26 protein-coding genes are annotated in these 25,294 nt (G+C 71.6%); 13 read left to right on the top strand and 13 right to left on the bottom strand.

Annotation, left to right across the window (positions count from 1 at the left end; all coding sequences use genetic code 11):
- Window positions 1-241: 241 nt before the first annotated feature.
- Complete coding sequence (locus ACFWZ5_RS27760) at window positions 242-1,210, bottom strand: diacylglycerol/lipid kinase family protein (RefSeq protein WP_384795735.1); 969 nt, start codon at window positions 1,208-1,210, stop codon at window positions 242-244.
- A gap of 149 nt (window positions 1,211-1,359) precedes the next feature.
- Between ACFWZ5_RS27760 and ACFWZ5_RS27765 the strand changes: the two genes are divergently transcribed.
- Window positions 1,360-1,821 (top strand): hypothetical protein, encoded by a 462-nt coding sequence (locus ACFWZ5_RS27765; protein WP_384795737.1) that lies wholly within the window; start codon window positions 1,360-1,362, stop codon window positions 1,819-1,821.
- A 99-nt stretch (window positions 1,822-1,920) separates the two neighbouring features.
- Here ACFWZ5_RS27765 and ACFWZ5_RS27770 read toward each other — a convergent pair whose 3' ends face one another.
- The 3 genes from ACFWZ5_RS27770 to ACFWZ5_RS27780 form a co-directional block, all read right to left on the bottom strand.
- On the bottom strand, window positions 1,921-3,093 hold the full coding sequence (locus ACFWZ5_RS27770; protein WP_384795739.1) for an RNA polymerase sigma factor SigF: 1,173 nt from the start codon (window positions 3,091-3,093) through the stop codon (window positions 1,921-1,923).
- Complete coding sequence (locus ACFWZ5_RS27775; RefSeq protein ID WP_138961726.1) at window positions 3,090-3,503, bottom strand: anti-sigma regulatory factor; 414 nt, start codon at window positions 3,501-3,503, stop codon at window positions 3,090-3,092. Before ACFWZ5_RS27775 ends, ACFWZ5_RS27770 begins: the two co-directional genes overlap by 4 nt.
- A gap of 244 nt (window positions 3,504-3,747) precedes the next feature.
- Window positions 3,748-4,008, bottom strand: coding sequence for a UBP-type zinc finger domain-containing protein (locus ACFWZ5_RS27780; RefSeq protein ID WP_384795741.1), 261 nt, complete (start codon window positions 4,006-4,008; stop codon window positions 3,748-3,750).
- 45 nt (window positions 4,009-4,053) lie between these two features.
- Between ACFWZ5_RS27780 and ACFWZ5_RS27785 the strand changes: the two genes are divergently transcribed.
- Entirely contained in the window at window positions 4,054-5,652 is a 1,599-nt protein-coding gene (locus ACFWZ5_RS27785) for a Na+/H+ antiporter (RefSeq protein WP_384795743.1), read from the top strand.
- A 16-nt stretch (window positions 5,653-5,668) separates the two neighbouring features.
- Here the strand turns inward: ACFWZ5_RS27785 and ACFWZ5_RS27790 are convergent, their stop codons facing one another.
- From ACFWZ5_RS27790 to ACFWZ5_RS27805, 4 genes are all read right to left on the bottom strand, one after another.
- Complete coding sequence (locus ACFWZ5_RS27790) at window positions 5,669-6,613, bottom strand: 1-aminocyclopropane-1-carboxylate deaminase/D-cysteine desulfhydrase (protein WP_384795745.1); 945 nt, start codon at window positions 6,611-6,613, stop codon at window positions 5,669-5,671.
- Between the two features lie 21 nt (window positions 6,614-6,634).
- Window positions 6,635-7,225 (bottom strand): N-acetylmuramoyl-L-alanine amidase, encoded by a 591-nt coding sequence (locus tag ACFWZ5_RS27795; RefSeq protein WP_384795747.1) that lies wholly within the window; start codon window positions 7,223-7,225, stop codon window positions 6,635-6,637.
- A 161-nt stretch (window positions 7,226-7,386) separates the two neighbouring features.
- Window positions 7,387-7,620 carry a hypothetical protein gene (locus tag ACFWZ5_RS27800; RefSeq protein ID WP_384795749.1) on the bottom strand — a complete coding sequence of 78 codons (234 nt, stop codon included), beginning with the start codon at window positions 7,618-7,620 and terminating at the stop codon, window positions 7,387-7,389.
- Between the two features lie 165 nt (window positions 7,621-7,785).
- Complete coding sequence (locus tag ACFWZ5_RS27805; RefSeq protein ID WP_384795751.1) at window positions 7,786-10,371, bottom strand: phosphatidylglycerol lysyltransferase domain-containing protein; 2,586 nt, start codon at window positions 10,369-10,371, stop codon at window positions 7,786-7,788.
- A gap of 241 nt (window positions 10,372-10,612) precedes the next feature.
- Here ACFWZ5_RS27805 and ACFWZ5_RS27810 point away from each other — a divergent pair, with 241 nt between their 5' ends.
- From ACFWZ5_RS27810 to ACFWZ5_RS27835, 6 genes are all read left to right on the top strand, one after another.
- The gene (locus ACFWZ5_RS27810) at window positions 10,613-12,019 is read left to right on the top strand and encodes a family 2B encapsulin nanocompartment shell protein (protein WP_384795753.1); all 1,407 of its coding nucleotides are present in this window, start codon (window positions 10,613-10,615) and stop codon (window positions 12,017-12,019) included.
- 129 nt (window positions 12,020-12,148) lie between these two features.
- A complete protein-coding gene (locus ACFWZ5_RS27815) occupies window positions 12,149-13,225 on the top strand; it encodes a family 2 encapsulin nanocompartment cargo protein polyprenyl transferase (RefSeq protein WP_384795755.1) in 1,077 nt (358 codons plus the stop codon).
- Between the two features lie 103 nt (window positions 13,226-13,328).
- On the top strand, window positions 13,329-13,940 hold the full coding sequence (locus ACFWZ5_RS27820) for a GNAT family N-acetyltransferase (protein WP_384795757.1): 612 nt from the start codon (window positions 13,329-13,331) through the stop codon (window positions 13,938-13,940).
- A gap of 105 nt (window positions 13,941-14,045) precedes the next feature.
- Entirely contained in the window at window positions 14,046-14,642 is a 597-nt protein-coding gene (locus ACFWZ5_RS27825; RefSeq protein WP_384795759.1) for a dihydrofolate reductase family protein, read from the top strand.
- A gap of 44 nt (window positions 14,643-14,686) precedes the next feature.
- Entirely contained in the window at window positions 14,687-15,112 is a 426-nt protein-coding gene (locus ACFWZ5_RS27830) for a hypothetical protein (RefSeq protein WP_384795761.1), read from the top strand.
- A 51-nt stretch (window positions 15,113-15,163) separates the two neighbouring features.
- Window positions 15,164-16,138: a hypothetical protein gene (locus ACFWZ5_RS27835; RefSeq protein WP_384795763.1), complete on the top strand. Its 975-nt coding sequence runs from the start codon at window positions 15,164-15,166 to the stop codon at window positions 16,136-16,138.
- Window positions 16,139-16,229: 91 nt separating this feature from the next.
- Here ACFWZ5_RS27835 and ACFWZ5_RS27840 read toward each other — a convergent pair whose 3' ends face one another.
- Window positions 16,230-16,862 carry a CGNR zinc finger domain-containing protein gene (locus tag ACFWZ5_RS27840; RefSeq protein WP_384795765.1) on the bottom strand — a complete coding sequence of 211 codons (633 nt, stop codon included), beginning with the start codon at window positions 16,860-16,862 and terminating at the stop codon, window positions 16,230-16,232.
- A 25-nt stretch (window positions 16,863-16,887) separates the two neighbouring features.
- On the opposite strand from ACFWZ5_RS27840, the gene ACFWZ5_RS27845 reads away from it, so the two are divergent.
- Together ACFWZ5_RS27845 and ACFWZ5_RS27850 are read left to right on the top strand one after the other, a co-directional pair.
- Entirely contained in the window at window positions 16,888-17,841 is a 954-nt protein-coding gene (locus ACFWZ5_RS27845) for a DMT family transporter (RefSeq protein WP_384795767.1), read from the top strand.
- A 284-nt stretch (window positions 17,842-18,125) separates the two neighbouring features.
- Window positions 18,126-18,788 carry an HAD-IA family hydrolase gene (locus ACFWZ5_RS27850; protein ID WP_384795769.1) on the top strand — a complete coding sequence of 221 codons (663 nt, stop codon included), beginning with the start codon at window positions 18,126-18,128 and terminating at the stop codon, window positions 18,786-18,788.
- 10 nt (window positions 18,789-18,798) lie between these two features.
- Here the strand turns inward: ACFWZ5_RS27850 and ACFWZ5_RS27855 are convergent, their stop codons facing one another.
- Window positions 18,799-19,260, bottom strand: a complete 462-nt coding sequence (locus ACFWZ5_RS27855; RefSeq protein ID WP_384795771.1) for a carboxymuconolactone decarboxylase family protein — start codon at window positions 19,258-19,260, stop codon at window positions 18,799-18,801.
- A gap of 147 nt (window positions 19,261-19,407) precedes the next feature.
- Between ACFWZ5_RS27855 and ACFWZ5_RS27860 the strand changes: the two genes are divergently transcribed.
- Window positions 19,408-20,373 carry a sigma-70 family RNA polymerase sigma factor gene (locus ACFWZ5_RS27860; protein WP_384795773.1) on the top strand — a complete coding sequence of 322 codons (966 nt, stop codon included), beginning with the start codon at window positions 19,408-19,410 and terminating at the stop codon, window positions 20,371-20,373.
- A gap of 108 nt (window positions 20,374-20,481) precedes the next feature.
- On the opposite strand, the gene ACFWZ5_RS27865 is transcribed toward ACFWZ5_RS27860, so the two are convergent.
- Window positions 20,482-22,518, bottom strand: a complete 2,037-nt coding sequence (locus ACFWZ5_RS27865) for a GTP-binding protein (protein WP_384795775.1) — start codon at window positions 22,516-22,518, stop codon at window positions 20,482-20,484.
- Window positions 22,519-22,761: 243 nt separating this feature from the next.
- The gene (gene sodN / locus ACFWZ5_RS27870; RefSeq protein WP_384795777.1) at window positions 22,762-23,157 is read right to left on the bottom strand and encodes a superoxide dismutase, Ni; all 396 of its coding nucleotides are present in this window, start codon (window positions 23,155-23,157) and stop codon (window positions 22,762-22,764) included.
- 143 nt (window positions 23,158-23,300) lie between these two features.
- Between sodN and sodX the strand changes: the two genes are divergently transcribed.
- Window positions 23,301-23,762: a nickel-type superoxide dismutase maturation protease gene (gene sodX, locus ACFWZ5_RS27875; RefSeq protein WP_384795779.1), complete on the top strand. Its 462-nt coding sequence runs from the start codon at window positions 23,301-23,303 to the stop codon at window positions 23,760-23,762.
- Here the strand turns inward: sodX and ACFWZ5_RS27880 are convergent.
- Window positions 23,666-24,295, bottom strand: coding sequence for a CGNR zinc finger domain-containing protein (locus ACFWZ5_RS27880; RefSeq protein WP_384795781.1), 630 nt, complete (start codon window positions 24,293-24,295; stop codon window positions 23,666-23,668). The two genes, sodX and ACFWZ5_RS27880, sit on opposite strands and share 97 nt — an antisense overlap.
- 117 nt (window positions 24,296-24,412) lie before the next feature.
- On the opposite strand from ACFWZ5_RS27880, the gene ACFWZ5_RS27885 reads away from it, so the two are divergent.
- Window positions 24,413-25,186 carry a class I SAM-dependent methyltransferase gene (locus ACFWZ5_RS27885; RefSeq protein ID WP_384795783.1) on the top strand — a complete coding sequence of 258 codons (774 nt, stop codon included), beginning with the start codon at window positions 24,413-24,415 and terminating at the stop codon, window positions 25,184-25,186.
- Window positions 25,187-25,294: the final 108 nt, after the last annotated feature.

A 25,294-nucleotide genomic window follows, 5' to 3' on the forward strand; every position in this document is an offset into this window, starting at 1 on the left:
GGGCCGACTCCCAGTTGCCTGGTGTGGACCTTGTGTGAGAGGAGGGGTTCTGGCTCTCTTTGGGGGCCGATGATGCGGGCCGTCCCGATCGCCATGTAGAGATTCGCAAACCTCGGCGGCGGATACAACCCCTTCCGGAAAGTTTTTTTTGATTCCTCAGTGTCGACTGGGTCACAGCCGTACTTCCATGGGGTGGATCCTGGCCTAAACGTTCGAGTGAAAGGACTTTAGGCCCTTCCACTCACACAATCACACGCAGTGCACGGCGTACGCCTGTGAACGTCACGCTCGTCCGCAGCCCCAGGTGGTCGCCGTCCATCTGAAGCGGCAGGGGCACCTTCGAATGCAAGGTGAAGTCGGTCAGGTCGTGCAGCGACACGGCGTTCTTGCCGTGCGGGCCGCGCTCGGGCGTCGAGCGCAGGAGCTGGGTGCCGTACCTGGCCACCGATGCGGTCGAAAGGCGCTTGAGGCCGAGCACGTCGAGGCCCGTGTCGAAGGACGCCTTCGGGGACGCGTACAGCGGGCGATTGCCCAGGTAGGACCACGGAGAGGTGTTGCAGACTATGGACATCACGAGGTCGGTCACGGGCTCCTCGCCCGCCCGCTCCAGGGTGATCGAACCGTGCCTGCGGTCGCTCTCCCCGAGGAACTGGCGTACCACCTGGCGCACGTAAAGGGCGTGCGTCGAGCGCTTGCCCCGTTCCCTGTGCTGTTCGACCCGGCCGACCACACCCGCGTCGAAGCCGAGCCCGGCCGCGAAGGTGAACCAGCGCGGCGGCACCGCCTCGTCCTCCGTGCCCGGGGTGCCCGAGACGCGGCCGAGGCTCACCGTCCGTTCGTTGCCCTCACGCAGCGCGTCCAGCAGGGCGCCGGTCGCCTCCACGGCGTCGTTCGGCAGCCCCAGGGCGCGGGCGAACACATTCGTGGAGCCCCCGGGGACCACGGCGAGCCGGGGCAGGTTCTCCGGAGAGGGGCCGTTGTGCAGGAGACCGTTGACGACCTCGTTGACGGTGCCGTCGCCGCCGAGGGCGACGACCAGCTCGATGTCCTTGCTCTCCGCCGCCTGGCGGCCGAGGTCCCGGGCGTGACCGCGGTACTCCGTAGTGACCGCTTCGAGCTTCATCTCGCTCGCGAGCGCGTGGATCAGTACGTCACGCGTGCGCGCACTGGTGGTAGTAGCCGCCGGATTGACCACGAGTAGTGCACGCATGCGCAGCAGACTACCCACCGGTCTTTACCCGGCCCAGACCGAGGTCTTCCTCAAGCCCTGGTCCTGGTGCCCGGCTGGAGCGTCCCTGTACCCGGTGCGCCCCGGACGCACCGTCGTGCCGGGGCGTGCGCCCTCGCGGCTACCCTCGAATGGTGAGCACTGAGCCGAAGACCACCCCTGAAGCCCCGGAGACGGGTCCGCGTCCCGGGCGCCTGACGGCCGCCGCGGCGCTCGCCGCCCTCGAGGGCCTCGCCCTCGTCGTCGGCGGTGCGTACATGCTCGTGATGGGCCTCGCGGGCAGCCCCGACAATCCGCGGCAGGCCGTGACCGGAGGCGTCACGCTGATCGTCCTCGCGCTGCTCCCGCTGCTCGCGGCGCGCGGACTGATGCGGCTGCGCCGGTGGGCCCGGGGGCCCGCGATCATCACGCAGATCATGGCGCTGCCCGTCGCGTGGCAGCTGCTGCAGGCGGACAGCGCGATGATTCCGGGCGGCATCGCCCTGGCCGTCGTCGCGGTCGCCACGCTCGTCCTGCTGATCAACCCCGCAACGACCGAGGCCCTCGGCATCGAGGGCCCCGGCAAGGTGCGAGAAGGCGGCGAGAGCCGCTGAGGAGTCGTTGAGAAGCCGCTGAGGAGAGTCGCTGGGCAGTCGCTGCGACACCCGTCGAGAACCGCGCCGAAGGTGCTGAGAAGGCGCCGGGAAGGCGGCTCACTCCTCCACGAGGAGCTTCTCCCGGAGCTGGGCCAGCGTGCGCGCGAGCAGCCGTGAGACATGCATCTGGGAGATGCCGACCTCTTGGGCGATCTGCGACTGCGTCATGTTCCCGAAGAAGCGAAGGAGCAGGATGCGCTTCTCGCGCGGCGGCAGGTCCTCCAGGAGCGGCTTCAGGGACTCGCGGTACTCGACGCCCTCCAGGGCCTCGTCCTCCGCTCCCAGGGTGTCCGCGACGGCCGGGGACTCGTCGTCCGTGTCCGGGACGTCGAGCGACAGCGTGGAGTACGCGTTGGCCGACTCCAGGCCCTCCAGGACCTCCTCCTCGGAGATGGCCAGCTTCTGGGCGAGCTCGTGCACCGTGGGGGAGCGGCCGTGCAGCTGGGAGAGCTCGGCGGTCGCCGTGGTCAGGGCGAGCCTGAGCTCCTGCAGGCGCCGCGGTACGCGCACCGCCCAGCCCTTGTCGCGGAAGTGGCGCTTGATCTCGCCGACGACCGTCGGCGTCGCGTACGTCGAGAACTCCACGCCGCGGTCCGGGTCGAAGCGGTCCACCGACTTGATCAGGCCGATCGTGGCGACCTGTGTCAGGTCGTCGAGCGGCTCGCCGCGGTTGCGGAAGCGGCGGGCCAGGTGCTCCACGAGCGGCAGGTGCATGCGGACCAGCTGATTGCGCAGCTCCGCGTACTCCGGGCTGCCGTCCTTCAGCGAGCGCAGCTCGACGAACATCGCTCGCGCGCCGCTGCGGTCCTGTGGATCGTGCCGGCTGTGCTGCTCGTGCTCGCTCATCGTCCCGCCCGTCACCAGCCGCCGCCCTTCCGGGGAGCCGCCCCCAGTGCTGGACGCCCGGGGGGACCCCCTGCGTGCGGCGCCTACTTGGTCCTGTCGCCCGCCGACCGGGCCGGACAGCTCGTCGAACTCGTCCTCGGCGGTCGTCGGCTCTGCCTGCTCTGGCATCGCTGCCCTGTCGGCCGCCACCGGCGGGCCCGACTGTTCCGGGTCCTCGGGGTGCGGCCTTGCCTGCTGCTCGGGGATGCCACCGGGGACAGGCCCCGGCTCTGCCGGGCCGCGCCCCCCGGTCGGACGTGTTCCGCCCCTGCCGCGGGCGGGCAGACCGTGTTTGCCGCGCGCTCCGCGCTCTTCGTCCCGCACCGGCCCGTCCCCGTTCCTCACGCCGGCCCGGGTCCCGCGCCGCGCTGTTTGTAGAGGCTGATCGAAACGGTTTTGTCGTCGCCGACCGACGAGTCGACCTTGCCCGCGAGGGCCGAGAGGACAGTCCAGGCGAAGGTGTCCCGCTCCGGGGCACGGCCGTCGGTGGTGGGCGCCGAGACGGTCACCTCCAGCGAATCGTCGACGAGGCGGAAGACGCAGCTGAGCACGGAGCCGGGCACGGCCTGCTGGAGCAGGATCGCGCACGCCTCGTCGACCGCGATGCGGAGGTCCTCGATCTCGTCCAGGGTGAAGTCCAAGCGCGCCGCGAGGCCGGCCGTGGCCGTACGCAGCACCGACAGGTAGGCACCCGCAGCCGGGAGGCGGACCTCCACGAAGTCCTGATTCCCGGGCTCGCCTGCGATCTGGGACACCCTCACCTCCAAGGTGGTACAAGCACTTTCGGGGCTCCGGGGCCGCACTGCGGCGGCCCGGACTGCGTCACTCGGGTAACGCACCTCGTCTTTCAGCGGTGACGCTACCGCGCTGCTCAGTTCCGTGTCCCGGGGGCCCCGCCCCGTTGCTGTCACTCATAGTAAGCCTACGGGTACGGACAGTGGCTAGGGGTTTTGCGGGCCCAATTGGAAAGAACGAGCGTCGGGTTGACGTACCCAGGCCTCAGACGATCGAACCGTCGACAAAGCACCAACGCCAGCTCTCGCCCGGCTCGAAGGTCCTCATCACGGGGTGGCCGGTCTCCTTGAAGTGGGCCGTCGCGTGCTGGAACGGCGAGGAGTCGCAGCAGCCGACGTGCCCGCACTCCAGGCACAGCCGCAGCTGTACGGGGTGGCTGCCGGCCGCCAGGCACTCCGGGCAGGTGTCGCTCAAGGGCTCGGGTTCGGGGTGGGGCAGCGCGCTGACGTGCGAGCACTCGTTCATGATGGCCAGGTTACGACGGCAGAGCGGGCGGCGGAGGACCTTGTCATGGACGTACTGCCACTGGTGGCACTGATCGCGGCGAGCGCCGCCGTGGCGGGTGCCGCGCGCCGGACGCCGGTGCCCGCACCGCTGCTCCTCGTCGGCGTGGGACTGATCGCTTCCTATCTCCCCGGGGTGCCCGACTATCACCTCGACCCGCATATCGTGCTTCCCCTGGTGCTGCCGCCGCTGCTGCACACGGCCGCCCTGGAGAGCTCGTATCTGGACCTGCGCGCCAATGTGCGGCCCGTGGCGCTGCTCTCCGTCGGTTACGTTCTGTTCGCAACGGTGGTCGTCGGCTGGCTCGCGTACCTGTTGATCCCCGATCTTCCGCTGACCGCCGCGCTCGTCCTGGGGGCGGTGATCGCGCCGCCGGACGCCGTCGCGGCCACGGCCATCGCGCGCCGCGTGGGGCTGCCCTCACGCATCACCACGATCCTCCAGGGCGAGTCACTGGTGAACGACGCGACGGCGATCACCGCCTACAAGGTGGCACTCGCGGCGGCCGTCGGCGAGGGCGCGAGCTGGGCGGGCGGCATCCAGGAGTTCCTGGTGGCCGCGGTCGGCGGGATCGGCGTCGGGCTGCTCCTGATGGTGCCGATCCACTGGCTGCGCACCCATCTGAAGGAGGCGCTGCTGCAGAACACCCTGTCGCTGCTCATCCCCTTCGTCGCGTACGCCGCCGCGGAGCAGGTGCACGCCTCCGGAGTGCTCGCCGTGGTCGTGGTGGCCCTCTATCTGGGGCACCGCTCCTGGCAGGTGGACTTCGAGACGCGGCTCCAGGAGGCCGCGGTGTGGCGGGTCGTCGGCTTCCTCCTGGAGTCGGCGGTGTTCGCGCTCATCGGGCTCCAACTGCCCGTCGTCCTGCGGGACCTCGGCGAGTACAGCGTGGGGCAGGCCGTCTGGTACGCCGCCGGGGTCTTCGTCCTCGTCGTCCTGGTGCGCTTCGTGTGGTCGTACCCGGCGACGTATCTGCCGCGCGTCCTGTCGAAGCGGATCCGGGAGCGGGAGAGCGACATGGACTGGCGGCGTCCGCTGATCGTCAGCTGGGCCGGGATGCGGGGCGTGGTGTCGCTGGCGATCGCCTTCTCCATCCCGCTCGCCATGGACGACGGCGCGGACTTCCCCGCCCGCAACCTCGTGCTCTTCCTGACCTTCACCACGGTCATCGGCACTCTGGTGGTGCAGGGGCTCTCGCTGCCCTGGCTCATCAAGGTCCTCAGGATGCCCGGGCCCGACACGCAGGCGCAGACGCTCGCCGAGGCGCAGGCGCAGAACGCCGCCTCACAGGCCGCGGAGGCCCGTCTGGACGAGTTGATGTCGGACGAGCGCAATCGGCTGCCAGGGCCCCTCCAGGACCGTCTGCGCACGGTTCTCGAACGGCGCCGCAACTCCGTGTGGGAGCGGCTCGGCCAGTCCAACCCGGTGACCGGGGAGTCCGCGGACGACACCTACCGCAGGCTCGCGCGCGAGGCGATCGCCGCGGAGCGCGAGGTGTTCGTGCGGATGCGGGACGAGCGGCGCATCGACGACGAGCTGATGCGGACCCTGCTGCGCAAGCTGGACCTGGAGGAGGCGGCCGCCTACCGGGAGGTCCAGGAGTGAGAAGTTCCAGGAGCGGTCAGGGGCGAGGAGCCGGTCGCCCGGCCGGGAGGTCGGGCGGCGTGCCGGTGACCACGGCCGTGACCGTTGTCCCCGGGGTGAAGGCGCCCTCTTCGGAGAGGGCGGTCAGCGCATACAGGAGCTTGGCGACATAGACCCGCTCCACGGGGAGTCCGTGCCGGTCCTCGAAGTCGTCGGCGAAGGCGGTGAGCTCGTCGGTGGTGCGGGCGTAGCCGCCGCAATGGAAGCGCTCGTCCAGGCTCCAGTTGGCGGTGGCGGAGCCGAACGCGGCGCGTTGCAGATCCTGTATCTCCGAGGTCAGGAACCCGCCCTTGAGGACCGGTATGCCGAGCGCCCGCTGGTGCGGGGCGAGGCCCGCGGCCAGGCCCGCGAGGGTGCCGCCGGTGCCGCAGGCCACGGCGGCGACGTCGGTGCGGTCGCGCAGCTCGTCGCCGAGGGCCGTGCAGCCGCGCACGGCCAGGGAGTTGCTGCCGCCCTCAGGGATGACGTACGCGTCCTGGGCGGCCGCCTCGCGCTGGATCGCCGCCACGACGGAAGGATTCTTCTTCTGTCGGTACGTCGTTCTGTCGACGAAGTGCAGGCGCATGCCGTCGGCCGCGCACCGGGCGAGGGACGGGTTGAGGGGGCGGTCGGCCAGCTCGTCGCCACGGACCACGCCGACGGTGGCGAACCCGAGGAGACGGCCCGCCGCGGCCGTGGCCCTGAGGTGGTTGGAGTACGCCCCGCCGAACGTGAGCAGAGTGGTGTGGCCCGCCGCCCGCGCGTGCTCCAGGTTGAGGACCAGCTTGCGGTACTTGTTGCCGGGCAGGTCCGGGTGGATGAGGTCGTCGCGCTTCAGGAGGAGGCGGACGCCGTGTGCCTCGAAGCGCGGGTCTGTGACCGGCTGGAGGGGGGTCGGCAGGTCCGGGCGCAGGGCGGTGGGGGTCGGCGGGGTGCGGGACACCCCGCCATTGTCCCTCCGGGGTTACTTCAGCCGCTCGTGGATGCGGTCCCGCATCGAGTCCATCGTGAAGCCCTTGGGGTCTATCTTGCCGGGCTGCCACTCCAGGTGGCCGATCACCGAGCGGGCCGTCCACTCGTGGTGGCGGCAGACCGCCGCGGAGACCCGCTCGATGGCGTCCAGCTGGGCCTCGGTCCAGGGGTCGTCTCCGTCGCCGAGGTTCTCGCACTCGAAGCCGTAGAAGTGGCGGTTGCCGTCGGTGTTCGCCTCGTTGTCCGGGGGCAGGGCCTTCTCGGCGATGACGGCGCGCAGGACGTCGTCGTCGCCGAGGCCCGCGTGGTTGGCGCGGCCGTAGCCGACGAGGTGGACGCGGCCGTCCTTGGTGATGACGCCGTGGCACAGCGGGCCCGGCAGGCCCTCGAAGCCCTCGCGGCAGATCCGCACGGTCTTCTCGGCCCCCGACGTCACCGTGTGGTGGATCATCACGCCGTGCACCGGGCCCCAGGGGCCCTTGTGGTTGCGGTTGTGCTCGCGCCAGTCGCCGACCTCTACGACGGTGACGCCTTCGTCCCGCAGCGCGTCCAGGAACCTGTTCGCGGACATGGGTGTGGCCATGGCCGCCTCCTTAGCGGGCGCGACGGCCGCCGGTCGCGGACCGCCTCGTACGCTGGTTGATACCGGAACATCCGAGCGCGAACCATCTGTTCGTCGTCTGTTCGGGGCCGCGTGCGAGCCGATCCGGTCAGCGCGGGCGCAGGTCGGCGGTGCGGGGGCGGTCAGCCGCGGAGGAAGCCGTCGCCGTGCGTCGCGATGTGCGCCTCCAGGGCCGACAGCGCGTGCTGGGTGGCGTCCGGAGTGCCGTTGCCGCGCCGCTCCGCGTAGTACGCCGCGCCGAGCTGCTTCAGCAGGTCGTTGCCGGTGCGCTGCGCCTGGACGTCGTCCAGCTTCTGCTTGCCCTGGGTGAGACCCTGCTGCACCTGTTCTCTGGCGCGGTCCAGGAAGCCTGCCATGTCGCTCTCTCCTGACGGTCAAGACGGTGTGCGGATGGGTGGTGTCCGGGTGCCTGCCGGTGCGTGTGCTGCGTTCGAGCCGTTCCACCTGTCCAACGCCGCGCCGGATCTTGGAGTTCCCGCCGGTGGCGGATTCCTTGCGCGGTCGTTCCTGGGCGTGGACGGCTATGCCGCCAGCTTCCGCATCAGGCGCACTCCCTGGGACGGCGACATGTGCGGCAGGTACGCCTTGCCGATGGCGCGGGTGATGCTCGGCAGCGCCGCGGGGTCGGGGTAGCACATGTACATCGGGCGGTACTCGGGCTGGAACTTCGCCTTGAAGTGCAGCAACGACCGGAAGCCGTACACCGGCTCCAGGGTGCGGCCCGCGTGGTCCAGGAGCCGCTGCAGCGCTGCGGGCGGCGTGCCGGTGTCCGCGCGGGCGAGCGGCGCACCCGACAGGCTGAGGAACTGGGCGCCCTCCTCCTTGAAGCCGAGGGCCGCGGACGCGATCAGGAACTCCATGGACCCGCGGAATCCGTCCGACCGCCGCCGCATGAAGTCAAGGGTCCAGCCCACTGGTTGGCTTGAATCGTTCGCTCCATAGACGGGCATCCAGCTCGTGATCCCGTGCACCGTGCGGTCCTCGTCGACCGCCAGGAGGCAGCGCACGTGCGGGTCGTCGAGCTCGTCGAGGCCGCCGAGCGTGAATCCCATCTCCGGCAGCCCCTTGTCGGCGACCCACTCCTCGGAGATCGAACGGACCTGGTCGGTGAGGTCGAGCGGCGCTTCGGGGAAGACGTGCCACTCCGCGGTGATGCCCTGCTTCTTGGCCTTGTTCAGGGCGGTGCGCACGTCCTGCCACTTCTTGCCCGTGAACGCCAGGTCCGGCAGCGGTACGACGGTGTCCTCGGCGACCTGTACCGAACTCCAGCCGAGCGCGTCCGTGCGGGCCTTGGTGTCGGCGGTGACGCTGTAGAAGCAGGGGGTCAGGGCGCGCTCGTCGCAGTAGGCGGCGAAACCGTCGACAGCGTCCCCGCGCGCGGAGGGGTCACCGAACGGGTCGCCCGTGGTGAGCGCGACCGTGGTGTGCACGCGATAGGCGACCGCGGCCCTGCCGTCGTCGGTGAACCAGTAGTGGTTGCCCTTCCACGTCGTCAGGTACGACAGCGTGGAGCCGCCGTGCGCGGCCAGGAGGGCACGCGCGCGTGCCGCCGCGCCCGCGTCGGCGCCCATCGAAGGCCGCCGGAACGCCACGAAGAGGGCGACCAGCGCGACCACCCAGAAGAGCATGCCGCAGTACTCGTACAGAGACAGCGCCGTGCCTCCGACGGGGACCGGTGACTGCCCCCTGAAGAAGAGGGGTTCGTAACTGGGCGGCAGGAACTGCGCGGGCAGCCCCGCCACGAGTCGGCCGAACGTCGCGTCGGGCGCGAACTGGTCCCGCACCGCGTAACCGATCCCTACGTAGGCGAGGCACGCGAACAGCAGCGTCCCGCCGGACACCCCGGCGAGCCACGTCACCGTCGGGCGCCCGAGCCGCTGGTCGAAGAGCCTTCGGGCGAGGAACAGCAGGATCAGCACGAACAGGGGCAGGAGCAACTGCTCGACCACTGCCTGGACCATCGCCGCCTTCTGGTCGGCGGTGTCGCTGCCTTCGAGGACGTACTGATCGGGGTGCGCGACGATGTCACCCAGGAGGTACGCCATCAGGCCGAGCCACACCAGATGGGCGGCCACGGTGATCCGCCAGGCGGGCCGGAGACCGCGCCGCAGCCCTTCCGCGAGGACGAGCAGCAGCAGCGGGATGGCGATGCCCATGAGCATCGCAGGGGAGCCGTAGAAGTGGTCCTGCGCGTGGATGCGGTCGCAGTCCGCGCCGGGCTCGGCGCAGGCGTCGGCGATCTCCTCGGGGCTCGGGCCGCCTGAGACGTACAGATCGAGGACGTTGAACGGCCCCAGGGAGTCCTTGTAGAGGGTGGCGATCAGCGGGCCGAGCGCGGAGGCCGCGACGACGAGGGCCACCAGGACGCGCCCCTCGGTGTGCGAGGCGTGCGGCATGCGCAGACGGTGGCTGTCCCGGTGCGCGAGCGCGCCGAGCGCGAGGCCCACGACGGTGCCGGTGAGGCGCAGCACGTCCTGGAGGTGGCCGACGTACAGGGCGAGCATCAGCGGGAAGACGATCAGCATCAGCTGGAGCCTGCGCCGCCACAGGGCGCTGAGGCGGAAGCTCAGGAAGGCGCCCACCGCGCAGGCCGCGATGCCGGGCGTCGCGGCGAGGTCCGAGGCCAGCTCGGCCAGCCAGTCCTCGCCCGCGAGTTCACCGATCTTGACGACACCGGTGCCGAGCAGCGAGCCGAGCACCTGCCCGAGGACGAGGACGACGGCGGTGCGCACGGAGCCCATGCGGGCCTCCGCGGCGGAGCCGATCAGCAGCAACAGCAGGGTGGAGCCGATGTAGTTGCCGATGCCGGAGCACCACAGGGCGGACGTGAGCGGGGTCCACCAGCGGCCGTCGGCGAGCGCGGGCACGCCCACCCCGACGTCGTCGAGCAGCGCGTCCTCCGGGCCACCGCCCAGGCTGCCCGTGAACAGGCCCACGGCCCACAGCGCGACGACGAGGAACACCGTCACGGGTGCGCGCCGCGCCGGTTCGAAGGCCCGCCCCGTGGCACGCAGCCAGCGCAGCGCGCCGCGCTCGCCCGGCGGCGCGAGCGGCGGCTCCGGCACCGGCTCCTCGGCGGCGCCGGCCGGGGCCTCGGAGGTGGTCATTAACCGAGCGCATCAGGCGCACCGTGCGGTCACATCCGGTACTGGGCCGAACGAGTGGCACGGGGCCGGAAGCGGCGATGCAGGGGCCCTTGGACGAACGTACGAAGGATTCGGCCTGGTAAACGGCAATGTGCCCCGTCGGGCCTGATCCATTCCCGCTCGTTTGTGTAATGGCGCCCGCACTCAGCGTGCTGGAAGGCTGGTGCGCGCAGCTCAGCACATGATCGGGAGGGCACTGTCAATGTCGGTAGGCGAAGAGACCCGTACGGACGAAGCCGGGCAGCGGAAGAGTCTCGGCACTTCCGCCGCGCGGAATCTGGCCACCACCACCAAGTCCGCGCCGCAGATGCAGGAGATCAGCTCGCGCTGGCTGCTGCGGATGCTGCCCTGGGTGCAGGTGCAGGGCGGCACGTACCGTGTGAACCGCAGGACGAGTTACTCGGTCGGTGACGGCCGGGTCACGTTCATCAAGACGGGGGACCGCGTCGAGGTCATCCCCGCCGAGCTCGGCGAGCTGCCCGCCCTGCGGGACTTCGAGGACCCGGACGTGCTCGCCGAGCTCGCCCAGCGATGCCAGCAGCGGGAGTTCGAGGCCGGCTCGGTCCTCACGTCCTTCGGCAGCCAGGCGGACGAGGTCTTCCTGCTCGCGCACGGCCGCGCCGAGAAGATCGGCACCGGCCCGTACGGCGACGACACGGTCCTCGGGACGCTCGCCGACGGCGCGTACTTCGGCGAGCAGGCGCTGATCGACCCGGAGACCATCTGGGAGTTCACGGTGCGCGCGGTGACCGCGTGCACGGTCCTCACCCTGCCGCGCCAGGACCTGGAGCAGGTCGCGGAGCGCTCCGAATCGCTGCGCGCCCACCTCCAGCAGCAGCGCGCCGTCCCCACCCAGCGCACCAACACGTACGGCGAGGCGGCCATCGACCTCTCCGCGGGCCACGTGGGCGAGGCCGTCCTGCCGGGGACGTACGTGGACTACGAGGCGCGCCCGCGCGAGTACGAACTGAGCGTCGCCCAGACCGTGTTGCGCATCCACACACGCGTGGCGGACCTCTACAACCAGCCGATGAACCAGACCGAGCAGCAGCTGCGGCTCACCGTCGAGGCACTGAAGGAGCGCCAGGAGAACGAGCTCATCAACAACAGGGAGTTCGGCCTGCTCAACAATTGCGAGTACGACCAGCGCATCCAGCCGCACGACGGCGTGCCGAGCCCCGACGACATGGACGAACTGCTCAGCCGCAGGCGCGGATCGAAGCTGTTCCTCGCCCACCCGCGCGCGATCGCCGCGTTCGGCCGCGAGTGCAACAAGCGCGGCCTCGTCCCCGAGACCATCGAGATGTCCGGCAACCGCATTCCCACCTGGCGCGGCGTGCCGATCTTCCCGTGCAACAAGATCCCGGTGACCGAGGAGCGGACCTCCTCGATCATCTGCATGCGTACGGGCGAGGACGAGCAGGGCGTCGTGGGGCTGCACCAGGCGGGCATCCCGGACGAGATCGAACCCAGCCTGTCCGTGCGCTTCATGGGCATCAGCGAGCAGGCGATCATCTCCTACCTGGTGTCGACGTACTACTCCGCGGCGGTTCTGGTGCCGGACGCCCTCGGCATCCTGGAGAACGTCGAGATCGGCCGCTGGAGGTGAGCCACCGCCCGTGTCCCTGGCAGGAGCGCCGTCGGCCGTGTCCCTTGCAGCGACGCGGGGTACATCCCCCGCGTACGCGCCCACCGACCAAGGACCGGCCACCGTCCGCCTCCACGCCGGAGTGAGTCCATGACGGACACCACGGACATGACCGACCGCATGCGAGGGGCGCGGGGGCACGGTCCCGCGCAGGGGTACGAGGCGGCGGAGATCCTGGCGTCGGCGCGGCTGACCGTCGACCCGGAGCTGCGTCGGGCGGTCGAGTCGCTGCCCGGCTCCCTGCGCCGTGTCGCGCTCTACCACTTCGGCTGGGAGCGCGCGGACGGCACGCCCGCGGCCGGGAGCGCGGGCAAGGCCATCCGGCCGGCGCTCGTCCTGGCCGCGGTGCGGGCGCTCGGCGGCGATGCCCGGGGTGCGGTGCGGGCGGCGGCCGCCGTGGAGCTGACGCACAACTTCACGCTGCTCCACGACGACGTCATGGACCGGGACGCGACGCGCAGACACCGGCCCACCGCGTGGACGGTGTTCGGCGATGCCGATGCGATCCTCGCCGGGGACGCGCTGCAGGCACTCGCGCAGCGGCTGCTCGCCGAGGACCCTCATCCGAGGGCGTCGGCGGCGGCCGCCCGCCTCGCCGCCTGCGTGGTGGAGTTGTGCGCCGGGCAGCACGCGGACTGCGCGCTCGGGGCGCGGCCGCCCGACGAGGTCACGCTCGACGAGTGCCTGGCCATGGCGGAGGCCAAGACGGGCGCGCTGCTGGGGTGCGCCTGCGCCGTGGGGGCGCTGTACGCGGGGGCGGACGCCGAGACGGTGGCGGCGCTGGACGGGTTCGGCCGGCAGTCCGGGCTCGCCTTCCAGCTCATCGACGACGTCATCGGCATCTGGGGGGACCCCGCGCGCACCGGCAAGCCGGCCCTCGCGGATCTGGCGGCACGCAAGAAGTCGCTGCCGGTGGTCGCCGCGCTCGCCTCCGGCACGGCGGACGGCACGGCCCTCGCCACGCTGTACGGACGGGCGGCGGCCGACGGCGATCTGGAGCGGATGGCCCGGGCGGTCGAGAGCGCGGGGGGACGGGACTGGGCGCAGCTGCACGCGGCCGACCGGATGTCGCGGGCGCTGGGGGAGCTGGCCCGTGCGGTGCCGGACCCCGAGCGTGCGGGGGGTCTGCTCGCGCTCGCGGAGTTCGTCACGCGGCGGTCGTACTGACTCGCTGAGGTCCGTGTGCCGGGCCCGTCGCCCCGTACGAATTGATCACTTAGGCTGCGATCGGCAGGACGGGGGCGGGAGTTGAGGCGAAGGGGCGGGCATCGTGGGCGTGGCGATCCGGAGAGCGGGCGAGAGTGACCGGGCGGACGTGGTCCGTCTGCTCGACGAGGCGTTCCGGCGGGACCCGGTGAGCACCTGGGTGTTCCCGGACGAGGAGCACCGGCGGCAGCGGCACGGCGCGCTGATGGGCGCCTTCCTCGACCTGGCCTTCGAAGAGGGGTACGTGGACATCGCCGAGGACGGCTCGGCCGTGGCGCTGTGGTGGTCCGTACCCGCGGGCGCGGACCACGAGGGGGCCGCGGACGGGCCCGCGCAGCTGCGGGAGGCCGTCGACCCGGACAACGAACGCGTCGAGATGGTCGGCCAGTTGACGGCCGAGGCCCATCCGACCGACCGTCCGCACCAGTTCCTGCACATGATCGCCGTGCGGCCCGGCAGGCAGGGCGAGGGGCTCGGCACGGCGCTCGTCGCCTCGGTGCTCGAACGGTGTGACCGCGAAGGGCTGCACGCGTATCTGGAGGCGAGCAACGCGCGCAGCCGCAGGCTCTATCTGAAGCTCGGCTTCACCGACATCGGCCGCGCCCTCGACCTGCCGGACGGGCCGCAGATGTGGCCGATGTGGCGGGAACCGCGGATTTCGCGAGCCGAACCCTAGACACCACTGCACTTGCACCACTATAAATGGAGTGGTTCACGAGGGGGTGGCCTGACAGCCGCCCGTTCACGTACCGAACCTGCCTCCTGCGGAAAGAGATTCAGCTTGCGCAAGCTCACCTACTTCGTCGCCGTGTCGATCGACGGGTTCATCGGTGACCCGACCGGCGACGCCAACTCCTACATGCGCTTCGTGGACGAGGAGTTCCTGCACTTCCTCAAGACGGAGTACCCGGAGACGATCTCCGCCGCCGGACGCCGGGTCCTCGGCTTCGACGGGGTGCCGAACCAGAGGTTCGACACCGTCATCCAGGGCCGGGGCAGCTACCAGCTCGCTCTGGACGAGGGCATTACGAGCCCGTACGCGCACCTGCGTGAGTACGTCGCCTCGAGCAGCCTCCGTGAGTCGCTCGATCCGAATGTGAAGATCGTCGACGGCGACCTCGTCGCCGAGATCCGAGCCCTCAAGGCCGAGGACAGCGACCTCGACATCTGGCTGTGCGGTGGCGCGCAGCTCGCGGGCCAGCTGTACGACGAGATCGACGAGCTCGTCCTCAAGACCTATCCGGTGCTGCTCGGTGCGGGCATGCCGATGTTCTCCGGCGTGGAGAGCGTCGTGAGTGACTTCGAGCTGACCGGGTCCCGGGTGTTCGGCAACGGCGTCGTCGTACGGAATTACGCCCGGAAGCCCGCGAACGGGTGACCGCTGGGCTGTCCGACCCCTGCATACCGCCATATCCTGGGGTTATGGGCAGCGATGGACGCCGGTCCGTCCCCCGTCCGCAGAGCGAGCCCGTGTGCCCGAGCTGCGGACGGCCTGTCGGCACGGCCATCAAGCGGCGCAAGGTGCTCGGGGCGTACGTCCCCGTCTGGGGCCCGGCTCCTTGCCACAACACCGAGTGCGACGCGTGCGTCACCGAGGAGCCGGAGGAGAAGCCGCGGTCGGGCCGCAGCTTCAAGGGCAAGCACCGGCGCACCCACCGGCCGGAGGCCCGAGCTTCCGCGGCCGACGACGCCGCGGCCGGCCCGGCGGCGGCCGAGGAAGCCGTGGCTGAGGCGGCTCCGGCCGAGGCAGCCTCGACCGGGGAGGCCTCGACGGCGGCCTCGACCGGGGAGGCCTGGGCCAAGACGGCCGCGGCCAAGCGGGCCGGAGAAGCCGGACAGGGCACCTGAGTTCGACGTGCGGGCGACCGATTGTCAGTGGTCGCCGATAGCGTGTTCGGCATGAGGGTGAAATGGAGGGCGCGATGGGGCGCCGCCGTGGTCATCGCGCTGGCGTTAGCCGGATGCGGCTCCGGGTCGTCGGACGACGGCGCGGCGCCCGTGCCCGGTGCGCCGGTGGTGAAGGCCGAGCGGGACCTGCCCCGACTGCCCTTGGGCCGCTACGAGTTCAGTACGAGGGACTACGACCGCCAGGAAGCGGCGACCCGCAGGGCCACGCAGAAGTGCATGCACGCGTACGGCTTCGCCGACTTCCCGTCCCAGTGGCGTGAGCGCGACACCACCCTGGCGGACACCGAGGTCCTGACGGTGTCCTCGACGACGCTCTACGGCACGCTCGACCTGGCCGGGGCCCGGCGGCTGGGGTACGGCGCGGAGCCCGACGCGCTGGCGGAGTTCAGCAGAAAGCACGAGAAGGGCCGCCCGGTCACCCCGGGCGAGTACGAAGTCCTGCACGGCGTCCGCGAGACGGGGAACGGCGAGGCGAGCGTGGAGGGCGGCTTCAAGGTCAACGGCCGCGCCGTGCCGGAGGGCGGCTGTGTCCAGCGGGGCGAGCGGCAACTGCGCCCGCGCGTCAAGGACGAGCTCCGCATGACCGCGTACGTGGCCGAGCGCCGCGCGGCCCTCGACAAGGCCGTCGCCAAGGACGGGCGAATACGGAGGGCCCTGGACGCATGGGCCGACTGTGTCGCCGACAAGGGCTTCAAGCGGTACGCGAGTCCCGCGGCCGCCCTGGGTGACAAGGCCTGGGGGCGCGACGGCCGTGGCCGGACCAAGGGCACGCGGCGTGAGCGGGACACCGCCGTCGCCGACATCGAGTGCAAGCGCACACACAACACGGCAGGTGTGTGGTGGGCCGTCGCCGCCGAGAAGCAGCGCCGCGACATCGCGCGCCACAAGTCGGCGTACGAAGCCGTGCGGGCCGACCAGGACCGGGTGCGGGCCACGGTGCGGCGGGCACTGGGGGAGGAGAGCTAGGCAAGACCCGGTCGGTCAGGAGGTGTTAGCCGCATCCATCGGCCAGGTCCGTGTGACATCAGCGATGTTGATCGGCCAGGCCCCCGTGGCATCAACGATGGTGGCGGGAGCGGTGCCGGGCCACCGCGTCGTTGTTCGCGCACCGCACCGAGCAGTACGTGCGGCGGCCCGCGCGCGATGTGTCCACGAAGGCGAGGCCGCAGCCTGCCCGTGCGCACCGGCCGAGCCGATGGGCATCGGCGTGGCACACGATGTAGGCGAGGCCGGCCGCGGTCAGGGCGCGGACGTGGGCGGCCGGGTCGGCGCCGGGTGCGCTGTAGTGGAAGTGCGGGGTGCCGTCGTGCAGGGCGATGTACGGGCGGCTCGACGCCTCCTCCAGCAGGCGGTTGAGCGTGGCGCAGCGGTGCGCCAGGTCCTGCGGTCCGAAGCAGTCGGCGAGGCGGCGCGCCCAGTCGCGGACGTCCCGCGCCTGGGCGGGGGTGAGGGCGTGGTCGACGACGCCGTGGGCGGCGAGGAGGGCGGACGGATCGTCGGCGTCCGTTCCCACGGATGTCCCCGGCGCAGACGTCCCCACCGCAGATTTCCCTCGTGCGGGCTCCGCTTCCACAGCCTCCGCTTCCACGGGCTCCGCTTCCACGGGCTCGCCGTCGCCCCGCTCCGCGTATGCGTTCACCAGGTCCGCGGCCAGCTGGGCCGCCTCGCCGCCGTAATGGTTGAAATGCATAAGGACATGACATCACGCTGGGCCCATGAGGAACACGCGGGCGGCGCGCGGCGCACTCGGGCTGGTGCTCGCGCAGGTCGTGAGCCTGCAGGCGGGCGCCGCCGTCGCCAAGGCCGCGTACGGGCACGTGGGTCCGACCGCCCTGGCCGGTATGCGGCTCGGCTTCGCCGCCCTCGTGCTGTGGTGCGTGGTGCGGCCGCGGCTCGGGGAGTTCACGGCCGGGAAGTGGCGGGCCGCGGTGGGGCTCGGCGTGGTGCTCGCCGCCATGAACACGGCGTACTTCCAGGCCATCGACCACCTCCCGCTGGGTGTGGCGGCGACCGTCGAGCTGCTCGGCCCGCTGCTGCTCGCCCTGGCCCTGTCGCGCAGCCTGCCCCAGCTCTGCGCCGGGCTGCTCGCCCTCGTCGGTGTGCTGCTGCTCGCCGCGCCCGGTGGGGCGCTGCCGGGTCTCGGTCTGGCGCTCGGGGCCGTCGCGGCGGTCTGCCGGGCCGCGTACGTGGTCCTGAACCGGCGGGTGGGGCGGCTGTTCACCGACTGGTCCGGGCTGACCGTGGCGCTCGCCGTCGGCTCCTGTCTGCTGGTGCCGGTCGCGGCGGTGGCCGACGGTGCGGCGGTCGCGCGGCATCCGGAGGTCCTCGGCGTCGGGCTCCTGGTCGCGCTCCTGTCGTCCCTGATCCCGTACTCCCTCGATCTGCTCGCCCTGCGCCGGGTCGGCGTACGCGCCTTCGGGGTGCTGCTCGCGCTCGGGCCCGCGGTGGGTGCGGCAGTGGGGTACGTGGGTCTCGGCGAGCAGTTGAGCGGGCGGCAGTGCGGGGCGGTGGCGCTCGTGGTGGTGGCGTGCGCGTGGTCGGTACGGGGAGGCACGCGGGAGTCGCGGGCGGCGCGGGCGGTGCGCGGGGCGCCGGAGGGAGGGGCAGCGCCGGAGGCACAGGAGGGAGGTCGGCTGGGGTGCGTGAGAGGCGGTGAAAGTGAAAGGTGAAGAGCGAAGGGCGAGGGGGACGAGTGGCGACGAAGGGAGATCCGCGGCCCAGGACGAAGCGTGGCGCAGGACGAAGCGCGGCGCAGGACGACGCGTGAGGCGGTCGGCCTCGCACGACGAAGCGCGCACGACGAAGCGCGCACGACGAAGCGCGCACGACGAAGCGCGCACGACGATGCGTGGGTCGGCCTCGGGCGGCGAGGGGGAGAGAGCGGAGCGCGGGCCGTCCCCGGTCCGCCGACCGGCATGATGGGGCGCATGACCCGACTCCAAGGCCCCACCCGGTGACCGCCGCCCAGACCCCGGTCATACGCCCCGCGGACCCCGCCGCGCCCCGCCCCTTCGACGCCGTCCTCACCGACCTCGACGGCGTCATCCGCTTCTACGACATGTCGGACGTCGCGGAGCTCGAACGGGCCGCGGGGCTGCCCGGCGGCGCCACCGCCGAGGTCGCCTTCGCGCCCGAGACCGATCTGCCGCTCATGCTCGGGCGGATCGACAAGGAGCAGTGGGTCGACGCGATCGCCGCGGGGCTCGCGGACCGCAGGGGCCTCGACCCGGCGCGCGGCCATGAACTCGGCCTCGCCCTCGCCGACTCCAAGTTCTGGGCCGACCAGACGGTCGTCGATCTGCTGCGCCGCGCCCGCGCGCACGTACCGGTGTCGATCGTCACCAACGCCACGCCCTGGCTGGACGACGACCTCGCGCTGCTCGGTCTCGCCGGGCTCGTCGACGACGTGGTCGGCAGCGCCGCCCTCGGCCTGGCCAAGCCCGACCGCCGCATCTACGAACGCGCCGCCGAGCGCCTGGGCGTCGACGTGACCCGCTGCCTGTTCGTGGACGACCGGCAGGAGAACGTCGACGCGGCGGTCGCGCTCGGGATGAGCGGGGTGCGGTACCGGGGGCCGGACGACCTGCGGACGGCCCTGGCGCCGCTGCTCGCCTGACGGGGCGGCGTCACCAGGTGGCCCCGCCGGGCTGCCGGGTGATGGCGTTGACGCGGTTGAACAGGTTCGTGATGCCGATCCACAGGACGATGGACGCCAGCTGCTCCTCGGTGAAGTGCTCGGCGGCCGCGTTCCAGATGTGGTCCGGCACCGGGTCGGAGGAGTCGGCGAGGCGCGTGCCCGCCTCCGCGAGGGCGAGCGCGGCCCGCTCGGCGTCCGAGAAGTACGGCGCCTCGCGCCACGCGGCGACCGCGAACAGGCGCTCGTCGGTCTCGCCCGCCTTCTTCGCGTTCAGGGCGCCGCCTATGACGCAGAAGCTGCAGCCGTTGACCTGGCTCGCCCGCAGGTGGACGAGGTCCAGGATCTCCTGCGGGACGCCGCCCTTGGTCGCCTCCTTGGCCAGGTTGAGCACGGCGGGCGTCACGCCGGGAAGGACCTGGGCAGGGTTGGGCATGCGTGCGGTCGTGGTCATGATGTTGTCCTCCATGTCACATCGATGCGGATATCGCTCAGGTCGTGCTTCGTGATCTGCTGGTCGGCATCGAGGCGCCGGCCTGCGGCGCACCGCCGTTCCCGGTGCGTCACAGCTATGACGGATCACGACGAAGGAATGTGACGGATGGACGGAAGCAATCTTCTGGCGCGGCGTTTCGAGGAGAACCGGCCCCGTCTGAAGTCGGTCGCCTACCGCATGCTCGGCTCCCTCAGCGAGGCCGAGGACGCCGTCCAGGAGACCTGGTTGAAGCTCAGTCGCTCCGACAGCGACAGCGTGCAGAACCTGAGCGGCTGGCTGACGACCGTCGTGGGCCGCGTCTGCCTGGACATGCTGCGGGCCCGCCAGCAGCGCGGCGAGCAGTCCCTCGACGTGCCCGACACCGTGATGCCCGACCCGGAGGTGAGCGCCCTCCCGGGCCGCACGGACAACCGCGACCCCGAGGAAGAGGCGCTGCTCACCGACTCGGTGGGGCTCGCGCTGCTCGTCGTGCTCGACACCCTGAGCCCCGCCGAGCGGCTCGCGTTCGTGCTGCACGACATGTTCGCCGTGCCGTTCGAGGACATCGCGCCGATCGTGGAGCGCGCCCCGGCCGCGACGCGGCAGCTGGCGAGCCGGGCCCGCCGCCGGGTGCGTGACGCGGCCCCGGTGCCGGACCCGGACCGGAACAAGCAGCGCGAGGTCGTCGAGGCGTTCCTCGCGGCGGCGCGCGGCGGCGACTTCGACGCGCTGCTCGAACTGCTCGACCCGGACGTGGTGCTGCGGGCCGACGGCGGCGGGGTCGCGGACCTGTCGCGGCTCGTGCGGGGCGCCGCGGCGGTGGTCGCGGGGGCGCGCTCGTTCGCCACGCTCGCGGGCACCACGTACCCGGCGCTCGTCAACGGCCAGGTGGGTCAGGTCGCGTTCCTGGACGGGAAGCCGTTCTCCATCGGGGAGTTCACCATTCGGGACGGAAAGATCGTCGAGATCAACATCCTCGCGGACCGGGAGCGGCTGCCCGCGCTCCTGGACGAGTCGACGATCGCGGCGCTCTTGGGAGCGGGAGCGGGCGCGGGCACGGGCGCGGGCACGGGCACGGCGGACGGCGCCTGAGACCGGTGCGGCACCGGTGAAGCGGCACCTGTGAACACGTACAGCGCCTGAGACACGTACCGTGCCGGACAGGGCAGCCCACCCGTCCGGCACGGACCCCGGGGACCGTCACCCCACCTGCGCCCGCCGCGTCACCCGCTGCACGTACTCCTTCCGGTCCAGCGGGTTCCGGTCCGTGCGCGGGCGCGCCGGCGGCCTTCCGCGCACGGGCTCGTAGCGGTCGAAGGCGGTCTCCAGCTCGCCTTCGCCGCGCGTGAGCCCGGGCAGGTGCTGCTCGAGGTCGTGCACGCGCGCGGCCGGGATCAGGCCTTCGAGGACGTACGAAGAGCCGCGCACCACCGGCGTGTGCGGCACCGCGCGCAGCCGCCCGAGCGCGGGCAGCAGCGTGCCGAACACATCGGCCGGTACGGTCAGTTCGAACCGGTGCATCGGCTCGTGCACCTCCGTACGCGCCTGCCGCAGCGCGCTCATCAGGACGAGCGGCGTCAGCTGGCGGAAGTCGCCCGCCGTGCTCGACATGCTCTTGTCGAAGACCGCGTGCGAGTGGCTCTGGCGCGCCCAGTACCCGGAGTGCGTCATGGTGACGACGCAGTCGGGGACCTCCCAGCCGTACACCCCCTGCAGCAGCGTCTCGCGGACCGTCTCCTCGACGGCCTTGAAGAACGCGTACGGCATCGAACCGAGCTCGACGCCGAGCCGGAACTCCACCCCGGCGCCGGGCGGCGCGGGCGCCACGCGGAGCCCCACCGTCGCCAGGAACGGATTGGGGCCGGTGTCGATGACGTCCACGTGCGCGCCGGTCCCGACGACCCGCTCCACGCAGATCGTCGTGGTCTCGCGGAAGTCGACGCCGACGCCGAACTCGTCGGCGAGCGTCGCCTCGATGACCTCCTTCTGCACCTCCCCGTAGAGCGAAACGGAGATCTCCTGCCGCACCGGGTCATGGCGCAGGTTGATCAGCGGGTCCTGCTCGGCGAGTTGGGTGAGCGCGGTGTGCAGGGCGCCCCTGTCGCCGGGGCGGCGCGGTACGACGACCGTCTCCAGGGTGGGCGGCGCGAAGTGGCCCGTGCGCCGGTCGGGTACGGCCCCCGTGTCGCCGAGCACGTCCCCGATCCGTACGCCGCCGAGCCCCCACAGGAGCGCGATCTGCCCGGCCCCGACGGCGTCGCGCCGCACGGCGGCGCCCTGCTCGAAGACGCTGACGGCGGTGACCTTGCCGTCGCCGTCCCGCCCGCCGGGCGGCACCCGGTCGCGCACGCGCACGGTGCCCGAGAACATCCGCGCGTACGCCACCTTCTCGCCCGCGGCGCCGCGTTCGACCTTGAAGACGGTGCCCGCGACGGGCCCGTCCACGGCGCCGGACGCCGCGGGGAGCAGCTCCTTGACGGCGGCCGTGAGCGCGTCGAGGCCGGTGCCGGTGATGGCCGAGCCGAAGAACACCGGGTGGATCTCGGCCCGCCGGGTCTGCGCCGCGAGGGCCGCGCGCAGGCGGCGGTGCGTCAGGGCCGCGGCGTCGTCCTCGACGTACGCGGACAGGAGCGCGTCGTCCCGCTCGGCGAGCGCCTCGGTGAGGCGGGTGGTGAAGGCGGCGTCGTCGGCCGCGTACGGGACCGCCCGCGCGGCGCGGGTGCCGGGGGCGTGGACCGTGCCCATGGCGACGACGGACGGCGTCAGCCTGCGGGCGATCTCGGCGAGGACCTTCTCCCCGTCGGCGCCGCGGCGGTCGACCTTGTTGACGAAGACGAGCGTGGGGATGGCGAGTCGGCGCAGGGTGCGCATCAGGACGCGGGTCTGCGGCTGTACTCCCTCGACGGCCGACACGACGAGCACGGCACCGTCGAGCACGCTCAGGACCCGCTCCACCTCGGCGATGAAGTCCGGGTGGCCGGGGGTGTCGATGAGATTGACCGTGACGTCGTCGAGCGCGAACGACACGACCGCGGACTTGATGGTGATCCCGCGCTGCCGTTCGAGCGCGAGCGAGTCGGTCTGCGTGGAGCCGGCGTCGACGCTGCCGAGTTCGTCGATGACACCGGCGGCGTGCAGCAGCCGCTCGGTCAGACTGGTCTTACCGGCGTCTACGTGCGCCAGGATTCCCAAGTTCAGCGTGTGCGCAGGCGTGTGCGCGGGGGTGTGCGACGGCACAGGGCGTCATGTCCTCTTGATGGGGGGCGATTCCTTCCTGGTGGGACATGGACGTCTGGCGCATTTGGGGCTCCTCGGCCGGTCGGTGGTGAGTGGTGCAGTCAGTGCACCAGGGAGTGCGCGCGGGCGGCAACTGGTTTGTCCGTACGCGGAAGAGCCCCTGTGCGCGTACCGACGGGCCCCGCGTACGTACGCGGAAGGGGCCCCGCCGGATGTCCGGCGGGGCCCCTCCTTGATGCGGGATCAGGCCTTCTTGGTCTCCCAGAAGATCCGGTCGATCTCGGCGATGAGCTCCAGCGCCTTCTCGCCCGTCTTCGGGTCCGTCGACGCCTTGGCGGCCGACAGGGCCTTCAGGGTGTCGTTGACCAGCACGTGCAGCTGCGGGTACTTCTCGAAGTGCGGCGGCTTGAAGTAGTCGCTCCAGAGCACCGACACGTGGTGCTTCGCGAGCTCGGCGCGCTGCTCCTTGATGACCGTGGCGCGGGCCTGGAAGTGGACGTCGTCGTTGGCGGCCATCTTCTCCTGGACGGCCTTGACCGACTCCGCCTCGATGCGGGCCTGGGCCGGGTCGTACACGCCGCAAGGCAGGTCGCAGTGGGCGCTGGCCTTGACCTTGGGGGCAAACAGGCGGGAGAGCATTGAGCTGTCCTTCCTCGTGATCGTCTTCTCAGGTGGGACATTACTCCGTGAGAGACCTGATTTCGCGAGTGCCCCCATGGGCTTAGGACAAAAGTCCAGGGTCACACTGGGACTGGTGGAGGATTGGACCGGGAGGTTGTCTGATGCCGGAGATGACGGCAGACGGGCGGGAGACACGCGTGCCGTTCCAGTTGATCGAGGTCGACGGGCCGTCCATGGTGCCCACGCTGAATCCGGGCGACTGGATGCTCGTGCAGCACGGCGCGCGCGTGCGCCCCGGTGACGTGGTGATCCTGCGTCATCCGCTGCAGCAGGACCTGCTGGTGGTCAAGCGGGCGGTCGAGCGGCGCGAGGGCGGCTGGTGGGTGCTCGGCGACAACCCGTACAACGCGGGGGGCGACAGCACGGTCTACGGCGTCGTCCCGGAGGAGCTGGTGCTCGCCCGGGTGCGGGGCAGGTTCCGGCCGCTCGGCAGGTTCCGTGCGGAGCGCGAGGCCGCCGGGCGGCGTCAGCTCTCGCCCGCCGCGCTGGTCTCCTGGACCTTGTCCGCCGTGCGCCCCGTGCTCGCCGACCGCTCGCTCTCCAGGCGCTTGCGCGCGCGGTAGGCCGCGACGTTCGCGCGGGTCGCGCAGCGGTCGGAGCAGTAGCGCCGCGAGCGGTTGGTCGAGGTGTCCAGGTACGCGTTGCGGCACGGCGCCGCCTCGCACAGGCCGAGCCGGTCCACGCCGTACTCGGTGAGGTGGAAGGCAAGGCCCATCGCCGCGATCGCCGCGTACCCGGCGGTCACGTTCGACGGGTGGTCCGCCAGGTGCATGTGCCACAGGGGGCGGCCGTCGTCGTCGCGGTAGTCGTGGCCCGAGATCTGCGGGCTCACCGGGAACTCCAGGAGCAGCGAGTTCAGCAGGTCCACGGCGAGGGTCTCGTCGCCGCCGTCCGCCGCCTCGAAGACCGACCTGAGCCGCGCCCGTACCGAACGGAAGCGCGTCACGTCGGAGTCCGCGGCGCGCCGGGCCGCCTGCTGGTTGGCCCCGAACAGCTCGCGCACCGCGTCCACCGAGGTCAGCGAGTCCTTGTTGCGAGCCGGCTCCTCGGTGTTGACCAGGCGTACGGCATAGTCCGAGTAATAGGCCAGTTCCACTTGTAGTCCTTACGAGGGCGGGCTATCTTCGTCAGCGGTTGAGGTAACAGTTGACTTTCCATCGCGGGTGTTACCTACCGAGGGTATTCGAGGGTAGTACGGGACGGAGGGCTTCCGGTGACGGAAACAGCTAGGGGTGCGGGCTTCGGGACCGACTGGCGCGCCTGGCAGGCGAGCTGGGACCGGCAGCAGGAGTGGTACATGCCGGACCGCGAGGAGCGGTTCCGCGTCATGCTCGACATGGTCGAGGCCCTGGTCGGGCCCGAGCCCCGCGTCCTCGACCTCGCCTGCGGCACCGGAAGCATCACGGACCGGGTCCTCAAGCGGTTCCCCAAGGCCGTCAGCGTCGGCGTCGACCTGGACCCGGCGCTGCTCGCCATCGCCGAGGGCACCTTCGCGGACGACGACCGGGTCACGTTCGTCACCGCGGACCTGCAGGACCCGGGCTGGACGGAGCTGCTTCCGCACGACTCGTACGACGCCGTCCTCACCGCGACCGCCCTGCACTGGCTCTTCAGCGAGCCGCTCGCCGCGCTGTACCGCCAGCTCGGCGGGCTCGTCCGCGACGGCGGCGTCTTCCTGAACGCCGACCACATGCCCGACCCCGCGACCCCGCGCATCAACGCCGCCGACCGCGAGCAGCGCCACGCCCGCCAGGCCGCGGCCAAGGCCGCGGGCGCCCTGGACTGGGCGGACTGGTGGGCGCTCGCCGCCAACGACCCGGTGCTCGCCGAGCCCACCGCCAAGCGGTTCGAGATCTACGGAGAGCACGCCGACGGCGACACGCCGCCCGCCGAGTGGCACGCCCGCACCCTGCGCGAGGCGGGCTTCGCCGAGGCCCGCACGGTGTGGTCCGCGCCGTCGGACGCGATGATCCTTGGCCTGAAGTAGAGGTACCCGGTCACTACGGAGAGGGGTGGGTGGGGGGAAAGCAACGAAACAACCCCCCACCCACTTCCGCGCGCTTAATAAAAAAAAACAGACCCACACGCAGAGTTT

The sequence above is a fragment of the Streptomyces sp. NPDC059003 genome (assembly GCF_042740445.1).
GTDB lineage: Bacteria > Actinomycetota > Actinomycetes > Streptomycetales > Streptomycetaceae > Streptomyces.

What these genes read in the sequence shown, in the direction of transcription:
- ACFWZ5_RS27760 (WP_384795735.1), bottom strand. Translation starts at nt 1,210, where the DNA reads ATGCGTGCACTACTCGTGGTCAATCCGGCGGCTACTACCACCAGTGCG.
- ACFWZ5_RS27765 (WP_384795737.1), top strand. Translation starts at nt 1,360, where the DNA reads ATGGTGAGCACTGAGCCGAAGACCACCCCTGAAGCCCCGGAGACGGGT.
- ACFWZ5_RS27780 (WP_384795741.1), bottom strand. Translation starts at nt 4,008, where the DNA reads ATGAACGAGTGCTCGCACGTCAGCGCGCTGCCCCACCCCGAACCCGAG.
- ACFWZ5_RS27785 (WP_384795743.1), top strand. Translation starts at nt 4,054, where the DNA reads ATGGACGTACTGCCACTGGTGGCACTGATCGCGGCGAGCGCCGCCGTG.
- ACFWZ5_RS27795 (WP_384795747.1), bottom strand. Translation starts at nt 7,225, where the DNA reads ATGGCCACACCCATGTCCGCGAACAGGTTCCTGGACGCGCTGCGGGAC.
- ACFWZ5_RS27800 (WP_384795749.1), bottom strand. Translation starts at nt 7,620, where the DNA reads ATGGCAGGCTTCCTGGACCGCGCCAGAGAACAGGTGCAGCAGGGTCTC.
- ACFWZ5_RS27805 (WP_384795751.1), bottom strand. Translation starts at nt 10,371, where the DNA reads ATGACCACCTCCGAGGCCCCGGCCGGCGCCGCCGAGGAGCCGGTGCCG.
- ACFWZ5_RS27810 (WP_384795753.1), top strand. Translation starts at nt 10,613, where the DNA reads ATGTCGGTAGGCGAAGAGACCCGTACGGACGAAGCCGGGCAGCGGAAG.
- ACFWZ5_RS27815 (WP_384795755.1), top strand. Translation starts at nt 12,149, where the DNA reads ATGACGGACACCACGGACATGACCGACCGCATGCGAGGGGCGCGGGGG.
- ACFWZ5_RS27830 (WP_384795761.1), top strand. Translation starts at nt 14,687, where the DNA reads ATGGGCAGCGATGGACGCCGGTCCGTCCCCCGTCCGCAGAGCGAGCCC.
- ACFWZ5_RS27835 (WP_384795763.1), top strand. Translation starts at nt 15,164, where the DNA reads ATGAGGGTGAAATGGAGGGCGCGATGGGGCGCCGCCGTGGTCATCGCG.
- ACFWZ5_RS27840 (WP_384795765.1), bottom strand. Translation starts at nt 16,862, where the DNA reads ATGCATTTCAACCATTACGGCGGCGAGGCGGCCCAGCTGGCCGCGGAC.
- ACFWZ5_RS27845 (WP_384795767.1), top strand. Translation starts at nt 16,888, where the DNA reads ATGAGGAACACGCGGGCGGCGCGCGGCGCACTCGGGCTGGTGCTCGCG.
- ACFWZ5_RS27855 (WP_384795771.1), bottom strand. Translation starts at nt 19,260, where the DNA reads ATGACCACGACCGCACGCATGCCCAACCCTGCCCAGGTCCTTCCCGGC.
- ACFWZ5_RS27860 (WP_384795773.1), top strand. Translation starts at nt 19,408, where the DNA reads ATGGACGGAAGCAATCTTCTGGCGCGGCGTTTCGAGGAGAACCGGCCC.
- sodN (WP_384795777.1), bottom strand. Translation starts at nt 23,157, where the DNA reads ATGCTCTCCCGCCTGTTTGCCCCCAAGGTCAAGGCCAGCGCCCACTGC.
- sodX (WP_384795779.1), top strand. Translation starts at nt 23,301, where the DNA reads ATGCCGGAGATGACGGCAGACGGGCGGGAGACACGCGTGCCGTTCCAG.